Here is a 16347-nt window from a genome sequence, read left to right as displayed (position 1 = left end):
GCGCGCGGTTCCTCCGGCGCCGTCACAGGAACCCGTCCAGCACGTCCTGGAGGACGTCCACGAACTTCTCCGTCATCGCGGCGGTCATGTCACCGCGCAGCATCAGCCGGATGCCTGCCTGTCCGCGCGGGACGACCGGGAAGAACATCGCCGAGCAGTAGTAGCCGCGCCGGTACAGCTCGGTGGCCAGTTCCACCGCCCACTCGTTCTCGCCCACGGTGACGAACTTGATGTGCGAACCGACGCCGCGGACGGGCCGGTCCTTCATCCGTCGGTCGAAGAGGGCGATGTTCTCGGCCAGTTGGCGCTGGCGCTCACCGAGCTCCGGGGAACGATGGACGGCGATGCTGCCCAGCGTCGTCCCGATGGCGGCGGTACGCAGTCCCTGGGACCAGCCCATCGGGCCGGAGCGGTACAGGAAGTCGAAGATGCTGGCCGAGCCGAGCATCGCGATCCCGCCCGTGCTGCCGAATGCCTTGGCGGTCGAAGCGACGATCATGGTCCGGTCGTCGAGTTCACGGAACACCGACCGCGCGTAGCCCTCGCCGTTGGGCCCCTGGGTGGACAGGGCGTGGGAGTCGTCCATGTAGACGTACATCCCGTATTTCTCCTGCAGGGACCTGATGCCTTCCAGGTCGGCGAGACCGCCGGTGGAGTAGGCGCCCTCGCAGACGTAGGCCACGCGCGGGTACTTGCGGCACACGTCCTCCAGGAATTCCATGTCGTTGTGCGGGGAGGTCAGCACCAGCGACTCGTCGGCCACGACCGGCTTGACGAAGTTCATCGAGAAGTGCGCGAACCTGTCGAACACGACGACCAACGGATCGGTGCCGGTGACGTGTCCGGACGCCAGCAGCGGCAGTACCGCGGAGCTGAGCACCCCGCAGGAGATCGACGGCAGCACGGGCGTGCCGAAAAGCTCCGACAGCTCCTCCTCCAGCCGGTGTGCAGCCTCCAGCCGGATGCGGAACTCGGCCATGGCTAGTCCCGTGACCTTCTCCTCGCGCAGGGCGGCGACACCGGCCTCGACGATCGTCGGATGGCTGTTCAGCCCCAGGTAGGAGCAGGAGGCGAGATTGAGGAACTCGTGCCCGGTGCGCACGTCACGCAGCCGGTTCTGGCCGCCAGTGGCGTCGACCCGGATGTCGAGCATCCCGTGCTCTCCGGCGAGCTGCCACGCCGCCTCGCCCGCCGGGATCATGCGCTGATTGTTGCGGAACCGGTGCGGTCCCATCGACGTGTCGAACTCCGCGTCGGTCACGGTGCCACGGGTGTGCATGAGTCTCCTCGGGTCGCGAGCGCGGGGGACGGGGCCGCGGATTCCGTGGCCGGTGCGCGCAGGAAGGCACCCAGCCGCTCCAGGGCTTCGCGTGCCTTGGCCAGCCGTTGATGGTGCAGATGCCAGACATGGACCATGCCCGGCCAGACCTCGAGCGCGACCGGCACCCCGGCGTCGGCCAGTTTCGCGGCGAACCGCTCGGCATCGCTGTGCAGCATCTCCCGCTCGCCCACCTGTATGAGTACCGGCGGGAAACCGTGGGGCTCGCCGTAGTGCGGTGAGACGTACGGTGTCTCGGGCGAGGTTCCGGCCAGATAGGCCTCCGCGACGTTGTCCACCACAGAGCGGGTGATGAGCGGATCGATGCTCTCCTTCGCCGTGAAGGTCTCCCCCGTCCCGAGGAGATCCGTCCACGGTGAGACACAGGCCGCGGCCCTGGGCATCGGCAGCCCGCGGTCCCGGGCGGCGAGCAGGGTCGCGAGCAGCAGGCCACCGCCGGCGGAGTCACCGGCCATGACGATCGAGTCCGCCGCCCGGCCCTGCGCCAGCAGGGCCGTGTAGCAGTCCAACGCGTCCTCAAGCGCCGCCGGGTACTTGTGTTCCGGTGCCCTGCGGTACTGCGGGTGCAGGAAGGGGTGTCCGGCACTGCGCGCCGCCTCCGCGACCATGCTGCCGTGGCTGCGTTGCGAGCCGAAGACATAGCCGCCGCCGTGCAGCCAGAGTCCGATTCGCGATCCGTCGGACTCCGGAGGGGTTAGCAGGTAGGCCGGTACGCCGCCCAGCTCGCACTCGGACACCTGGATGTCCGGCGCCACCGGCGTGCCCCAGCGGTCGTAGAACCGACGGCCTTCGAAGAGGTCCTCGGGCCAGTCGTCGGCCCGCAGGAGTTCGAGCAGGCTCGTCAGCTCCGCCTGGTCCGCGTCGTCCATGCCCGGTACCTCCGGGCGATGCAGCAGTGACATATGTGCCTCAACTACCGAGGGTCGCCGGGCTCTGCGCCGCGAGTTCGGCGCTCACACCCTGGTGATAGCGATCGTGGTCCGGGGTGTTCGCCTCCGGCACCTGGACCTTGACCTCCGGCATCGCGAGCCGGTAGTGGCGGTACCAGTTGTTCAGGTTCTGACCGTCCTCGAACTGCAGCTCGATGTGGCGCAGGGGGCGCTTACCGGGCTTGGCCGGGTCCACCAGGCGCGGCGTGGAGCCCGCGTGCGCCAGCCCGCCGGCGACCTCGTTGTTGAGCACGACCATGACCATGTCGTTGATCAGGTCGACATCCACGGCCACCGCGTGGTCGGCGAGTATCGCCTCGACGTGCTCCTGCCGGACCGCGACGTTGTAGCTGTGCGGCATCAGCTCGATGAGGTCGGCCGGGTCGGTGCCCGTCAGGCGGCAGTACTCCCGGGTGTCGCACACGATCGGCAGGCCGCCCGTGATGTTCGTGTTCGGACCATAGACGTTGCCGATGAACGTGGTGGCGGCGTCGAAGTGGACGCACTTGGTCGTCAGGAACTCACGCGACTCGGTGTGGTCGGAGTTGGGTGTGAAGCTGGTGTTCTTGTTGAACCCGTCCACGTCCATGCTCGCCACCTGGTCGTAGTCCATGACGACCGGGGTGTACTGCGCGAAGTCGACCTCAGCTGTGAACCGGCGGAACACGGCCTCGAAGTAGTCGCGCACGGCCGCCGCGTCGGCCTCGCGACGGATGTCCATGCCGTGCTTGGAGAGGAGCGCGCCAGCGCCGTGGCAGACGGCCAAGCCGGCGCCGTCCGCAACCAGCTTCACCAGGCGAGCGGTCAGGTCTGCGGGCACGGTGGTGAACCGGCCGTCGACCAGCTCCACTTCGTATCCGGAGACGTCGACCATGGCCTGTTTCACGATGTTCGCCATCGAAGAGCTCACGATGTCCTCCACAGTTTTCGGTTCGCCGTTCTCGGGTGGCGTCCTCATACGGTCGGCGGGTCAGCGGACCGGGCGCGCGATCCCGTCGTGCAGGGCGAGCATGCGCCTGGCTTTCAGGACGAAGGGCGGTGCGAGCACCCGGTCCTTGCTGACGGCGAAGCCAGCGTCGTCGGCCTCGTAGTCCTTGATCGTCTGACGGTGGCCGTCCAGTTCCTCCGGGGCGGCGGTGAACGTCTCGACGATCGGGTCGACCTGCTTGGGGTGGATGGCCGCCTTGCCGGTGAAGCCGCATGCCTTGGCCGCCTCGCACTGGGCGCGGACCACGTCCATGTCCCACAGCTCGAAGGAGTTCCCGTCGATCGACGGGAGGCCGTAGCGGGAGGCGGCCACGCACATCCGGGCTCGCGCATGGGCCAGGTACGACTCGTCCGGCGCCCACATCTCCGCGACCAGGTCGGCCTGCCCGAAGCAGAGCCCGTCGCTGAGCGCGGCGATTTCGAAGGCGTTCTCCACCGCGTCCACGGTCTCGATGAAGCTGTAGATCTCCGGCGGGGTGGGCAGGCCCGACAGTAGTGACCGGTAGATGGCGACGTCCCGCCCCGCGGCGATCTTCGGCGCCAGCACCGTCTGCACGGGAAGGCCGCCGATCTCCCCGCCGAGGCTGAGGATCGTCTGGATGTCGAGCAGGCCGTCCGGGGTCTCGATGCTGTTGACGCGCAACATCACACCGGCCAGACCCGTCCCCGTCAGGTCGACCTCGCCCAGCCGCTGACGAGCGGTGGGCTTCGCGTTCTTCGGTACCGAGTCCTCAAGGTCGAGCACCAGCGCGATCGAGTGTCGCGGCACGTTCTTGAGCAGGGTGTCGACGCGTGACGCCGGAACGTAGAACAGACAGGGATCGACCTTCATGCCCGGGCCTCCCGTCCGAACAGCGCGTCCATCTTCTGCTGCGAGAACGTCTCGTAGCGGATCGGTTCGTACTTGGCCGGCCGGTCCCGCATGAACTTCGGGAAGCACTCGATGACCGTGTCGTCGTTGGCCAGCTTGAAGAAGACGATCGACTGGCGTGGGCGCTCGACGAGTTTCACCCGGTGCGGGGTCGAGACGTACTCGTCGTTGGACCAACGCGCCATGAGGTCACCGATGTTGACGATGAACCAGTCGCGCTCGGGCACCTCCACATCGAGCCAGTTGCCCGACAGGTCGCGCAGTTGCAGACCGGGGCCGTCCTCGGTGAGCAGGGTGATCAGCGTGCCGTCGGTGTGCTCTCCCATGCCCTGGTCGTTGAGGAACTCCCGCTGCGTCCCCGGGTAGTACTGGGAGCGCAGCGAGTCGTTGGACCGGTCGGTGCGGACGGCGAAGAAGTCACGCGGCAGGTCCAGCGCGACGGTCAGCAGCTCGGTGACCCGCGCGGCGACGGTTTCGCACGCGGTGAAGTAGGTCTTCAGTGCGGCGCGCAGCTCGGCTCCGCGCTCGTCGTCGGGGAAGGGCAGGTCCTCGGCGTTGTCCAGCACGAGCCGTCCGGTGCTGAACTTCTCGACGTAGTCCGAGGGCATGCCCTGCTTTCCGGTGTAGGCGTAAGCGTTCTCCGACAGCAGTGCGCTGTATCCATAAGGGCTGTAGTCGTTGTCACCGCGGGCCGTGCTCGTGCGCATCCGCAGCAGGTCCTTCTCCTCGGTCGGTCTCCGGAAGAAGTCGAGGGACAGTTCGTAGGCCTCGTCGAAGACTCTGCGGTCGATGCCGTGGTCTCGTACGACGAAGAAGCCGACCTCCGTGCAGGCCCGGGATATCTCCTCGGCGACCTTTTCCTCGTCTCCGTTCCGGGCCTGTTCGAGGCTGATCACCGGAAGTGCGGTCATGAACGTCTCCTGCCTTAGCGCTGAGGACCAGTAGCCGGGCCGACCGGATTGCGCATGGACGCCAGAAGGGTGCGGTCGAACTCGATGACCTGCGCCCCGTCCTGGTTACGGCCCACCGTGTGGACGGTGATGATTCCTTCACCCGGCCGGGAGTCGGACGGACGTTTGGCGACGATCTCGGTCTCGGCGTAGAGGGTGTCCCCGACGAACACTGGGGCGTTGAGCCGGACCTTGTCCCAGCCCAGGTTGGCGACGGCCTTCTGGCTGATGGTCTTAACCGTCATCCCGTTCACGATGCCGAACGTCACCAGGCTGGACACGAGCAGCTGCTTGAACGGTGTCCGAGAGGCGTAGACCTCGTCGATGTGGAGCGGATGCTGGTTGAGGCAGAGCAGCGAGCTCCAGATGTTGTCGGTTGTGGTGATCGTGCGGCCAGGGCGGTGTTCGAAGACGTGGCCGACGACGTAGTCCTCGTAGCGCAGGCCCTCGTCCTCGCGGAACCGCCCGGGCTCCAGTTCGACGTAGGCCGGCAGCGTCGGTTCGTTCATCGGGCTCCCTCCCTCGGCCCGGTGAGATGCGGCACTGGTCCTGTGCCGTCCGCTTGGGCCCCGCTGCGGTGCAGGGCCGCCAACATCGCCTGGATAGAAGCAGCTTGGGGCGTCGCGCCCAGGCCCACGCCCCACACCGGGCTGTGCTCGACGAACGCTCGGGCATAGCAGATGTGTTCGGCGCCGGACTCGGGTCCGGCCCCGTCGCGCACGAGCTGGTCCAGTTCGGCGTGCACCCCTTCCTTGCGGAGGGTTGCCAGCAACGCGCCTACCGGGTCGTCGCCGTCGAGTTCGGCTTCCGCGAAGCCAGCCCACCCGCCCGTGTCGCAGTACTCGGCGCGGAAGGTGTCCCAGATCCGGCCCGGTTCCACCTCGACGCCGGTCACGTCGGTGACCCGCTGGATCACCCCGGCGAATTCCACCCGCAGTTCGACGGGCAGGTCGAGCCCCCACCGGGTGCGCAGGACATGCGCGATGCCTCCCTTGCCCGACTGGCTGTTGACTCGGATGATCGCCTCGTAGCTCCGGCCGACGTCCTGCGGGTCGATCGGCAGGTACGGCACATCCCACGGCAGCTCGGCTATTGGTACCCGGGCCGCGGTGGCCTGGTCCTCCAGGTGGGTCAGTCCCTTGGCTATGGCGTCCTGGTGGGTGCCGGAGAAGGCGGTGAACACGAGGTCGCCTGCATAGGGATGCCGGTCCGGCACGGCCATCTCGTTGCACTCCTCGACCGTCCGACGGACGGCCGGCAGGTCGGAGAGGTCGAGCTGTGGGTCGATGCCACGGCTGAACAGGTTCAGAGCCAGGGTGACCAGGCAGACATTGCCGGTCCGCTCGCCGTTGCCGAAGAGTGTGCCCTCAACGCGGTCGGCCCCCGCCGCCAGCGCGAACTCCGCCGAGGCCACCGCGGTGCCACGGTCGTTGTGCGGGTGGACCGACAGGATGATCGAGTCCCGTCTGTCGAGGTTGCGATGCATCCACTCGACCTGGTCGGCGAACACGTTCGGCGCGTGTGTCTCGACCGTGCTCGGCAGGTTGAGTGTTAGCGGCCGTTCCGGAGTAGCGTCGACGATCTCGGCCACGGTGTTCGCGATCTCCAGTGCGAACTCGGGTTCGGTGACGTTGAACGTCTCCGGCGAGTACTCGAACCGGATGGCTTCGCCGGCACGGTCAGCCAGCCGCACCATGTGCTCCGCGCTTCCTCGTGCCAGCGCCACCACCTCGGACGGCGTCATCCGTAACACGATGTCGCGCCACAGACACGCCGTGGCGTGGCAGAGGTGGACGACGGCGCGGTCCGCGCCGCGGACCGCCTCGAAGGTGCGGTCGATGAGTTGGGGGCGGGCCGGGGTGAAAACCGTGATGGTGACGTCGTCGGGGATGTGGTCGCCGGTGACGAGATGGCGTACGAACTCGAACTCGGCCTCGCTGGCCGAGGGGTATCCGACCTCGATGTCCTTGAAGCCCAGGCGGACCAGCAGGTCGAACATCGCCCGCTTGCGTCTCAGATCCATCGGATTGGCCAGCGCTTGGTTGCCGTCGCGCAGGTCCACGGAACTCCACAGCGGCGCGTGGTCGAGTGGATGGTCGAGCCACATACGGGTGCCGGGTTCGACCAACTCCCTCGGCGCGGCCCGGCGGTAGCGGTGGACCGGCATTCCGGACGGCTGCTGAGGGTTCCACCAAGGTTGACGGGCCGGTTGGTCGATGGTTGGTGATGAAGCCTTCATGGACTCCCTCTTGGCAAGCCTGCGTACTACTCACGAACAGTGCCTGTCGGACGGGCCCCGCCCGCCCCCGCGTACACGACGCCTCCTCGACGATGCGCAGGGCGTTGGCCGCACCGAGGCTTCGCACCGAGACACGCTCATGGCGCGGTACCGGCAAGCCTCTGGTCGCACGTCAACGTACTGAGGCATTCGGGGGGCAGGAGGCAGTTGAAGAGGCAGGTTGTGATCGGCGTCGCCGAGAGACACGAGAGTCAGCCAGGTCTCCTGTCGGCGACGGTGAAGGCAGATACCGCCGACACATCCTCCCCTGGAGCGCAGTGGCCTCGACGCTGGCCCTTCAGTTGTAGATCATGGTCGGGGTCGTAGTTCGTCGATCTGGCTGGGGGTAACTGGCGTGCAGCAGGTCGAGTTGCTGGATGTCTTGGCCACGGTGTCGGACCGGGCGTGGGCGGAGAAGGGGGCCTCCTCCTGAGTGGTGGACACGCTGATACTGGATCTGCTTGATCCGGAGGAAGCGAGAAGACCGCCGATGGCGATGAAGGACTATTCGGACGAGTTCAAGGCCGATGCCGTGGCCCTGTACGAGTCCACACCCGGGGCGACCTACAAGAGCATCGCCGCTGACCTGGGCGTCGACCGGGCGACCCTGCGGGAGTGGGTCCTGCGGGACCGTGAACGCCGTGGCGTCACCGGCACGGCTGCGAGCCCGAGCGTCCCACCTCGGGAGGCGATGCCGTCTGCTGACCCGGACGAGCGGGTGCGGCAGTTGGAAGCCCGGGTGGCAGAACTGGAGGCGAGTGAGCGCAAGCTCGCCACCGAGCGGGACATCCTCAGCAAGGCGGCCAAGTATTTCGCCGGGGAGACGAACTGGTGATGAGCCGCTTCCAGTTCGTTGACGACCACCGGGACACCTACGAGGTGAAGCGGCTCTGCCAGGTCCTGGACGTGAACCGGTCCAGCTACTACAAGTGGCTCGCCGGTGCCGAGGCCCGGGCTGCCCGCCGGCACGAGGACCGGGTCCTGGCCGAGGAGATCCGCGAGGTCCACAGCGAGTCCGGCGGCGCCTACGGCTCCCCGCGAGTGACCGCCGAACTCCGCGCGAAAGGGCGGCGGGTCAACGAAAAGCGGGTCGCCCGGATCATGCGGACGTTCTCCATCACTGGAATCCGCCTGCGCAGACGTGTGCGCACCACCGTCCCGGACCTAGCCACCTCACCGGTCCCGGACCTGTTCCAGCGGGACTTCACCGCCAGCGAGCCGGGACGCAAGTACATGGGCGACATCACGTATCTCCCGCTGGCAGGCGGCCAGTTCCTCTATCTCGCGACCGTGCTGGACTGCTTCAGCCGCAAGGCCGTCGGCTGGTCCATCGCCGGCCACATGCGCACCAACCTGGTCGCCGACGCACTGCAGATGGCGGCTGCAACCCGCGGCGGCCTGGACGGCGCCGTGTTCCACTCCGACCACGGAGCGCAATACGGCTCCCGGGCCTTCGCCGACCTCTGCGACCAGCTCGGCCTCACCCGGTCGATGGGCGCGGTCGGCACCAGCGCCGACAACGCAGCCTGCGAAAGCTTCCACGCCTCCCTCAAACGCGAGACCCTCCAGGGCGCCCGCGACTACGGCGACGCCGGCACCTGCCGCCGGACTGTCTTCGCCTGGCTGACCCGCTACAACACCCGCCGCCGGCACTCCGCCAACGGCCACCTCAGCCCCAACGAATACGAACACCGACACCACACCGCTAAACTCACGCTCGCCGCGTGATCAATAACCGCGTGCCCACCATCACGGGGGAAGGCCCAAGTGGGCCGGGAAGCTGAATGATCCGCTGCCGGAGGTTGGCCGGTCGCGTACGGCTGGCCGGATCAGCGGTGGATGTTGTCGCGGATCAAGACTGTGATCGGCCGCCACTGGCACCTGAGCTCATCCTGCAAGGGGCGCGCAAGCTGCTGATCCGGCCCGGGTGCTCCTGCCAGGTGCCGGCCAGACGGGCCGTCGAACGCAACGAGGACCACATCACCCGGCTGGGTGAAGGAGACCTGGCCGCAGGTGAAAGCCCCCCGACAGGAGACCTGGCTGACTCTCGTGTCTCTCAGCGACGCCGATCACAACCTGCCTCTTCAACTGCCTCCTGCCCCCCGAATGCCTCAGTACGTTGACGTGCGACCAGAGGCTCGTCCGAGGAGTTGGTGCCCTATCACAAGCGCATCAGCCACTTGGGCGAATCATTAACAGGGCACTTCTCATGGACACGTGGTGGGTCATGGAGACGCGTGAGCAGACCGGAATGCGAGCGGAGACACGTGAGGAAAGCAGCCCCTCATTCAGTCGTACCTGGTTGGACATGATCGCCCTCAGGCCGGTGCCGCGCCCTGAGCGTGTCTCGGTGCGAAGCCTCGGTGCGGCCAACGCCCTGCGCATCGTCGAGGAGGCGCTCGTGCACGCGGGGGCGGGCGGGGCCCGGAGTGTCCCCTCCGCGGGTGCCCTCTTCCCGTACGACATCCTCATTGTCACTACGGAGGAAGCCAGCGACACCTCTCGGCCCGTCATCTATAGAGTCGATCTCCCCCAGGCCGTCTGCGTCAGGCTCCCGCTGAGTATCGAGCGCACCGTGGAACTCCATCGTGCGTTGGCCCACGGGCAAAGCCCCGATGCCGTCGACCACATCGTGGTGTTGGCCAGGCCTTGGTTGTCCATGCGCAAGTACGGTCCACGCGGCTACCTCTACACCCATCTAGACGCCGGTCACGCCGCCACGAACTTGCTCGGCACCGCGCTCGGCAGAGGCACTGCGACGCTGCGGCTGCGCGTCCCGCGTCCCGCGGTCCGGGCCGTCATCGACGACTTCCTGCCCTATCGGGAGGTCCACTCGGTGATCTCGATCGCAGCGCCCACGGGAGGCTCCATGGAGCTCTCCGTACTCGGCCAGTCCCGCGATACGCCCGCCGACTCGCACGGGGATCTGGAGCACTTCTGCTGGTCGCAGATACCCGCTGTGCTGCCGGACGGGGGTGACCTGCCTGCCCCGGTGGAAGTGGCCCCGGTCGTCGCGCCTGGCGACAGATTGGCTTCCTCGTCGAGGATCGGACGCCACGAGTGGCGCCGTCTAACACAACTGCGCTACTCCTGCAAGGCGTTCGCGCCGGAGGACCAGCCCCCCTCGGCGGTGGCGCGCACCCTGAGCGTGCTCAGTACCGCCCTGCCGACAGACCTGCGACGCTTGAACGGCGAGCGGGATGGCGGTGTGAGCATCTCCCTGATCATCGGCCCTGGGGCGAACGTGGACGCCTGCCGGGAGAGGTTCCCCAGCGGCGACGTGAGACTGGTGGTCTCCGACGCCGTCGGCGACCGCGACGCGATCACCCGGCTTTGCTTCGGCCAGCGGCACATCGGGGATGCCCAGGCCCTCGTCCTCTTCCATATCCCCAAGGAGCGCGTGCTCCTGGACGGCCACCCGCAGGTGCTGCGTGACGCGCTCTTCCGGGCCTCGGCCGCTGCCCAGCTGATCTATCTGGGTGCGGCCCGCAACTCGGTCGCGGTGACGGCCGTGGGCGGTTTCGACGGGCCTGGCCTGCGCGCCGTAGCGGGCATCGGGGACGACGAAGAAGTGGTGTACCTCATGGCCCTCGGCGCCGAGGCGGAGGGCGGCCACAAGATCGACCGGTTGGCCGCCGCCCACGCCCACGGTGAGTAGCGGGACGAGTGGGAGTAGTCGGCGGGACGACGCACAGATGTGGGAAACAGGGTTCATGAGTGTTCTGAAAGACGTACTGGTCCGGCAATTCGCCGCTCATGCCGACCGGGTGGCGGTCGGCGACGCGAGCGGCAGTCTGACCTATCGCGAACTCGGCGCCGCTGCGCAGCGGTTCGCCGAAGCGATCGACGCGTGGTGGAAAACGGACGGATTGGTCGGCGATGCGGCCCATAGTGACCGCGTCCGTGTCGCTGTCTACGCGGCGAACTCAGCGCGCTACATAGCGGCGTACACCGGACTGCTGCATGCCGGCATGGTGCCCTTTCTGATTGACCCGGCCCTGGGCGCCGAGGAGATAACCGCCATCGTGGGCGAATGCGGCATCGACGCTTTCGTCCATGACCGGGAGTTGCCGGGTGAGTTTACCCAGTGCGATACGACAACGATCGGCAGCCTGCAGGTGACCCGGGTCTTTGCCGGATCTGGCAGGCCCCGTCCAGCCCTCCTGGGGACCACGGAGGTCTGCCGGTTCACCTCGGGCTCTACCGGATCCCCGAGTTGTATCGAGTTCTCCGGCACTGCTGTTCACAACGCAGCGAAGGCATGGCAGGAGGCGACCGGACTGAGCGAAGGGGAGCGGGTGCTCTGCTTCGCAGGGATCTTCAACGGGCTGGCCTTCAACACCTCGCTGTTGCCCGCCTTCCTCGCGGGCGCAGCCCTGTGGGTGCCGTCCGGTCTGCCGAGCTCCGGCCACGTCATCCGGTTCCTGAAGCAGGTCAAGCCGACACGGCTCACCGGTTTCCCGGCGCTGTACGAGTCGCTGCTGCGGCGGGATGCCGACATCCCCGAGCTCGCCAATCTGCGCAGTGCGCTGTCCTCGGCGGCGCCGCTGAAGGCGGAGACCGCACGCGCGCTGCGGGAGCGCTACTCCCTGTCGGTGTGCAACTACTACGGGGTCGCCGAGGCGGGGCCGCTCACCTACGACCCCGAACCCAGTCCGGATCGGGGTGTGGGATACCCGCTGCCCGGAGTTGAGTTCGTGTTCGCCGGCGGGGCAGACGGCATCGGCGATGAGAGCCTGGTGGGGGAGATCCGGGTACGCAGTTCCTCAATGGGATCGCGGTATCTGAACGCCCCCGGCGTTCTGGAGGGCCGACTCGACGCTGACGGCTTCTACCGCACCGGGGATGGAGGCCTGCTGGACAGCGGTCGGCTGATGCTGAGGGGGCGGGTGGGCAAAGCCATCAACCTCGGCGGGCGCAAGGTCGATCCGGTCGAGGTCCGCGCCGTCCTGGCAGAGTGCGGGGCGACGGAATCCGCCGTCTTCTCCGTGGACAAGCGCAACGGCGATCCCATGCTCGTCGCGGTGGTGGCTGGTTCGGACGGCCTGACCGGGGACGAACTCCGGGCCCGGTGCCTGCGACGCCTCGCCGCCTACAAGGTGCCTGAGCGATTCCTGGTCGTAGACCGACTGCCCAAGACGAGCCTCGGCAAGCCCCGGCTCAGCGCGGCGCGGCAGCTCTTCGCCGAGATGCAGGGCGGGCCGGCCGTCTGACACGGCTGGGATCCGCCGCTCGGCGCAACTCCACGTTTTCCCTTTCCCTGCAGATCTGAAGGAGATCCCGATGTCCAAGCACCAACTGCTCATGGAGCGCACCGCGAAGCTCGTGGCGACGGCCAGCGAAGGCGTCGTGAGCGAGGCGAAGGCGCTCCAGAGCGGCGTCACCCTCACCGAGCAGGGCCTGACCTCGCTCGCCTACCTCCGGCTGATCGACTCCGTGGAGACAGAGTTCGGCGTCTACATCGACCTGGAGGAGGACACGGGCTTCCTCCAGTCGGTCGAGGGGTTGGTGAATTACATGGTCGAGCAGGGCGTGAGCGCGCCCAGCGAGGCCTGAGCCTGTTCTCAGCCCGCAGCTGGAGCCCAGGCGGCCGATGCCCTGGCGGCGCTGGTCGCCGATCCAGAACAGGTGACCCATTTCGCTTCCCGAAGGAGACCTGATGACAGCGGATACATCCGTCGACCTGCCCCCCATCGTCCAGCGACTGCGGATTCAGGTGGCGATCGCGGCACGCTCGCTGTCGATCGGCGGTCATGACGACTTCAACCAGGGACAGGTGTCGGCCCGGGTGCCCGGAGCTGACCACATGCTCATCAAAGGAGCGCTCAAGGGGTTCGACGAGTGCACACCGGAAGACGTGATCGTCGCTCCGCTGAACCCGGATGCGCCGGCGCCCGCCATGGCGCCACCGGAACTGCCCCTGCACCAGGCGGTGTACGAGGCACGCCCGGATGTCCACGCCATTGTCCACAGCCATGCGCCCTACACGCTGGTGTTCGGAGCGACCGACCTGGCACTGCGGCCGGTGTCGCACGACGGCGCGTACTTCGAGGACCGCGTTGATCGGTTCACGATGACCAGTAACACCATTCTCGACATCGAGACCGCACGTGGGGTGGCCAAGGCGCTCGGCGGCAATCCCGCAGCCTTGCTCCGTAACCATGGGGGCGTCATCGTCGGGAAGTCCATCCGCCATGCGACCGTGCACGCGCATACTCTGGAGCGCGCCTGCCACCTTCAGTTGATCGCTGAACAGGTCCCCGGGGGTTACCACACGTCGACGCCTGATGACGTGCGGGCCAAGCGCGAGTTCATCTACGGTGACCTGGCGGTCCGTTCCTATTGGGACTACGCCGTCGGCCAGGTGCAGCGCACATGGCCGGAGGCCGCGGACTGGAGTGTGTCCAAGCCCGCGCGTCCTTCCTGAGCATCAAGTCCGCACCACCGCAGCAGAGGAGAACGACCCGCGTGGACAACAGGACCGAACCGGATGCCGAGTCGAACGAGGCACCCACAGACGCCGCCGTGCAGTCCATGGCGAGCGAGGGTGGCCGCAACACCCGGAACCTGGTTCTCCTGACAGGGTGCCAATTCCTCTTCTACATGGGAGTGAGCGTCGATCTGACGCTGACCGCGATTGTGGGTCTGTCGCTGGCCCCGTCTGAGGCGCTGGCGACCGTGCCGCTGACCCTCATGGGCGTGGTCGCCATGATTTCCAACTTCTCGGCGGGCCTGCTCAGCACCCGGTTCGGTCACCGCAAGGTGCTGATCGCGGGGGCGGTGCTTGCCGTCGTGGGCGGCCTGGTCTCCATGCGGGGCATCCAGGCGGGTAGCTTCGCCGTGCTCTGCCTCGGTACCGCCATCGTCGGCGCCTACAAGGCGACGGGCGGCTACTTCCGCTATCTGGCCGCAGACACCGCGCCCCCCGGCCGGCGTGAGCGCTCCATCAGCATCCTGCTGTGCGGCGGTGTGGTCGCGGCGATAGCGGGGCCCCTTGCGGCGACCGCCTGCAGTGGCCTGCTCAGCACCCGATACGCGGGCTCGTACTTGCTGGTCTCGGTGCTTGCAGCCGGTGTGATCCCGCTGGTCTTGGCCGTCAGGGAGAACGCCAAGGGCACTTCCGGCCCCAAGGAACACGTTGAGGCCGTCCGGATCCGTGTCGCGGTCAGGACCGCGGATTTCCGTACCGCCTACGCCATCATCACGGTGGCCGGCAGCATCATGACCCTGCTCATGGCGGCCGGTCCTCTCGGCAGCGCGCACGCCGGGCATTCCGAGGCGCAGGGTGCGATGGTCATCCAGTGGCACATGGCGGGCATGTACGCCCCGTCCCTCTTCAGCGGCTGGCTGAACACCGCAATGGGCGCACGCCGTACTGCGATCCTCGGCTCCGCCATCCTCGCGTCAGGCGGCCTGGTGGGCGCGTCGAGCACGAGCCTCGCGGCCTTCGTCGTATCGCTGGGGCTGATCGGTGTGGGCTGGAACTTCCTGTACGTGGCGGGAAGCTCCTACGTGGTTCGCTGCTACCCGCCTGGCGCGGGGGGCCGGGTCCAGGCCGTGGTTGAGGGCGGTACCGGAATCTTCGTCACCGCGTCCTCTCTCTCGTCCAGCATCCTTTTCGCCAGCCTGGGCTGGCAGGTACTGAGCACGCTTGCGGCACTGCCGCCGCTGGCGCTCTGCCTCTGGCTGGCTGTTCGCTCAGACGGCGAACGGCCGAAGTGACACCGGTTGGAGTCACATCCGCCGGAGTGAAGCTCCGCCGCCCGTCGTCCGCCGTCCCGGCCGGGTGGCCCCCGTACGTCCAGGAAGGAAGCATCATGCTTCGACGTCGCTTCGACGTCTACGGAACGGCCCTCTCGCCGCACCCGCGCGAGGGAGCGCCACTACCGCTCATCGGCGAGCTCGCCGGGCTGGCGGAACAGCACGGCGTGGACGGGTTGCTCGCGTTCTACAACCATCAGAACCTCGATCCCTGGGCGGTCGCGGGGGCGATCCTCCAGCAGACCAAGACCGTCGTCCCGCTGGTCGCGCTGCAGCCGTACGCCATCCCGCCCTTCACCGCCGCCAAGATGATCCACAGCCTGACCCGGCTCTACGGGCGCCGGGTGGACGTCAACCTGATCACCGGCGCGGCTCAGGAAGAGCTGGGCCAGATATGCGAATCCCTCGACCACGACGAGCGCTACGAGCGGGCCGTCGAGTACCTCGCGGTGCTGCGTGCCCTGCTCACTACGGACGAACCGCTCGCCCACGAGGGGAGGTTCTACCGGTACCAGGGGCTGCGGACGTACTCCCGGCTGGATCCGGCAGACCGCCCGCGCGTCTTCGTCGCGGGTTCCTCTCCCGCTGCCCAGCGGACCGCCGCCGTGGCCGACATTGCCATCACCCACCCCGAGCCGGTCGACATGTTCGCCCGCACGTTTCTCCAGTCGCGTCCCGGACCGGGCGCTACGGGTCCTGCGATCGGCATCCGCATCGGCCTGGTCGCCAGGGAGACGGATGAGGAAGCGTGGGAGGCCGCCAGGGCCCTCTACCCGTCGGACCGTCTGGCGCAGCTCAAGACTGTGATGCGCAAGAAGTCGGAGTCGGACTGGAGCAGACGGCTGGCGACTCTCGCCACCGACGGCGATGTCTACGACGAGGTGTACTGGACCGGCGCCTACCGCGCCGACAAGGGCACGATGCCGCTCCTCGTCGGCAGCTACCGCCGGGTGGCCGACTACCTCGACAGGTACCTCGGACTCGGAGTGAGCACGGTGCTGCTGGGAGGCCTGCTCACGGAGGAGGACTTCCGCCACACCGCAGTGGTGATCTCCGACCTGAAGAGCCGGGAGTAGCCGACCCGCGTGCATGCCCGGGCAGCCGACAGACCCCGGTCCGTGAGCCGGAAGTGTCCTTCCGGCGCCCGGCCCGGGGGCTGTTGGGGGGGGGTTTCGGGGGGGGCGTGCGTGGTGGGGGGGGTCGCCCCGGGTGGGTGCGGGGGGGTCGGCCCC

General features: G+C 67.7%; 14 protein-coding genes. 7 read left to right on the top strand and 7 right to left on the bottom strand.

Annotated features, from left to right (window positions below):
- Positions 1–22 precede the first annotated feature (22 nt).
- From ACH5AF_RS16605 to ACH5AF_RS16575, 7 genes are read right to left on the bottom strand one after another with little or no spacing between them, the layout of a single operon-like run.
- Entirely contained in the window at positions 23–1279 is a 1257-nt protein-coding gene (locus ACH5AF_RS16605) for an aminotransferase class I/II-fold pyridoxal phosphate-dependent enzyme (RefSeq protein WP_398902379.1), read from the bottom strand.
- A complete protein-coding gene (locus ACH5AF_RS16600) occupies positions 1258–2208 on the bottom strand; it encodes an alpha/beta hydrolase (RefSeq protein ID WP_398902378.1) in 951 nt (316 codons plus the stop codon). Before ACH5AF_RS16600 ends, ACH5AF_RS16605 begins: the two co-directional genes overlap by 22 nt.
- A 40-nt stretch (positions 2209–2248) precedes the next feature.
- Positions 2249–3178: a hypothetical protein gene (locus tag ACH5AF_RS16595; protein ID WP_398902377.1), complete on the bottom strand. Its 930-nt coding sequence runs from the start codon at positions 3176–3178 to the stop codon at positions 2249–2251.
- A gap of 60 nt (positions 3179–3238) precedes the next feature.
- Positions 3239–4087, bottom strand: a complete 849-nt coding sequence (locus ACH5AF_RS16590) for an HpcH/HpaI aldolase/citrate lyase family protein (RefSeq protein WP_398902376.1) — start codon at positions 4085–4087, stop codon at positions 3239–3241.
- The gene (locus ACH5AF_RS16585; RefSeq protein WP_398902375.1) at positions 4084–5037 is read right to left on the bottom strand and encodes an isopenicillin N synthase family dioxygenase; all 954 of its coding nucleotides are present in this window, start codon (positions 5035–5037) and stop codon (positions 4084–4086) included. The genes ACH5AF_RS16590 and ACH5AF_RS16585 overlap by 4 nt, the downstream gene beginning before the upstream one ends.
- Positions 5038–5051: 14 nt before the next feature.
- Positions 5052–5585 carry a MaoC family dehydratase gene (locus ACH5AF_RS16580; RefSeq protein ID WP_398902374.1) on the bottom strand — a complete coding sequence of 178 codons (534 nt, stop codon included), beginning with the start codon at positions 5583–5585 and terminating at the stop codon, positions 5052–5054.
- Positions 5582–7315, bottom strand: coding sequence for a 2-isopropylmalate synthase (locus ACH5AF_RS16575; RefSeq protein WP_398902373.1), 1734 nt, complete (start codon positions 7313–7315; stop codon positions 5582–5584). The genes ACH5AF_RS16580 and ACH5AF_RS16575 overlap by 4 nt, the downstream gene beginning before the upstream one ends.
- Positions 7316–7844: 529 nt before the next feature.
- Between ACH5AF_RS16575 and ACH5AF_RS16570 the strand changes: the two genes are divergently transcribed.
- The 7 genes from ACH5AF_RS16570 to ACH5AF_RS16540 all read left to right on the top strand — a co-directional run bounded on the left by ACH5AF_RS16570 (position 7845) and on the right by ACH5AF_RS16540 (position 16191).
- A protein-coding gene (locus ACH5AF_RS16570) for an IS3 family transposase (RefSeq protein ID WP_398902372.1) occupies positions 7845–9082 on the top strand; the annotation gives its coding sequence in 2 pieces (ribosomal slippage) (positions 7845–8169 and positions 8169–9082; 1239 coding nt in all).
- A gap of 622 nt (positions 9083–9704) precedes the next feature.
- Positions 9705–11012, top strand: coding sequence for a nitroreductase family protein (locus ACH5AF_RS16565; protein ID WP_398902371.1), 1308 nt, complete (start codon positions 9705–9707; stop codon positions 11010–11012).
- 37 nt (positions 11013–11049) lie between these two features.
- Positions 11050–12567, top strand: coding sequence for a class I adenylate-forming enzyme family protein (locus tag ACH5AF_RS16560; RefSeq protein ID WP_398902370.1), 1518 nt, complete (start codon positions 11050–11052; stop codon positions 12565–12567).
- A 70-nt stretch (positions 12568–12637) separates the two neighbouring features.
- Entirely contained in the window at positions 12638–12910 is a 273-nt protein-coding gene (locus ACH5AF_RS16555) for an acyl carrier protein (protein WP_398902369.1), read from the top strand.
- A gap of 160 nt (positions 12911–13070) precedes the next feature.
- Entirely contained in the window at positions 13071–13781 is a 711-nt protein-coding gene (locus ACH5AF_RS16550) for a class II aldolase/adducin family protein (RefSeq protein WP_398902368.1), read from the top strand.
- Positions 13782–13822: 41 nt separating this feature from the next.
- On the top strand, positions 13823–15076 hold the full coding sequence (locus ACH5AF_RS16545; RefSeq protein WP_398902367.1) for an MFS transporter: 1254 nt from the start codon (positions 13823–13825) through the stop codon (positions 15074–15076).
- Between the two features lie 95 nt (positions 15077–15171).
- The gene (locus ACH5AF_RS16540; RefSeq protein WP_398902366.1) at positions 15172–16191 is read left to right on the top strand and encodes an LLM class flavin-dependent oxidoreductase; all 1020 of its coding nucleotides are present in this window, start codon (positions 15172–15174) and stop codon (positions 16189–16191) included.
- The last annotated feature ends 156 nt before the right edge of the window (positions 16192–16347 follow it).

Origin of the sequence: Streptomyces sp. NPDC018833 (assembly GCF_044390825.1) — a bacterium.
Lineage (GTDB): Bacteria > Actinomycetota > Actinomycetes > Streptomycetales > Streptomycetaceae > Streptomyces.
Note: the sequence above shows the minus strand (reverse complement) of the source record. Positions and strands in the feature narration are given on the sequence as shown.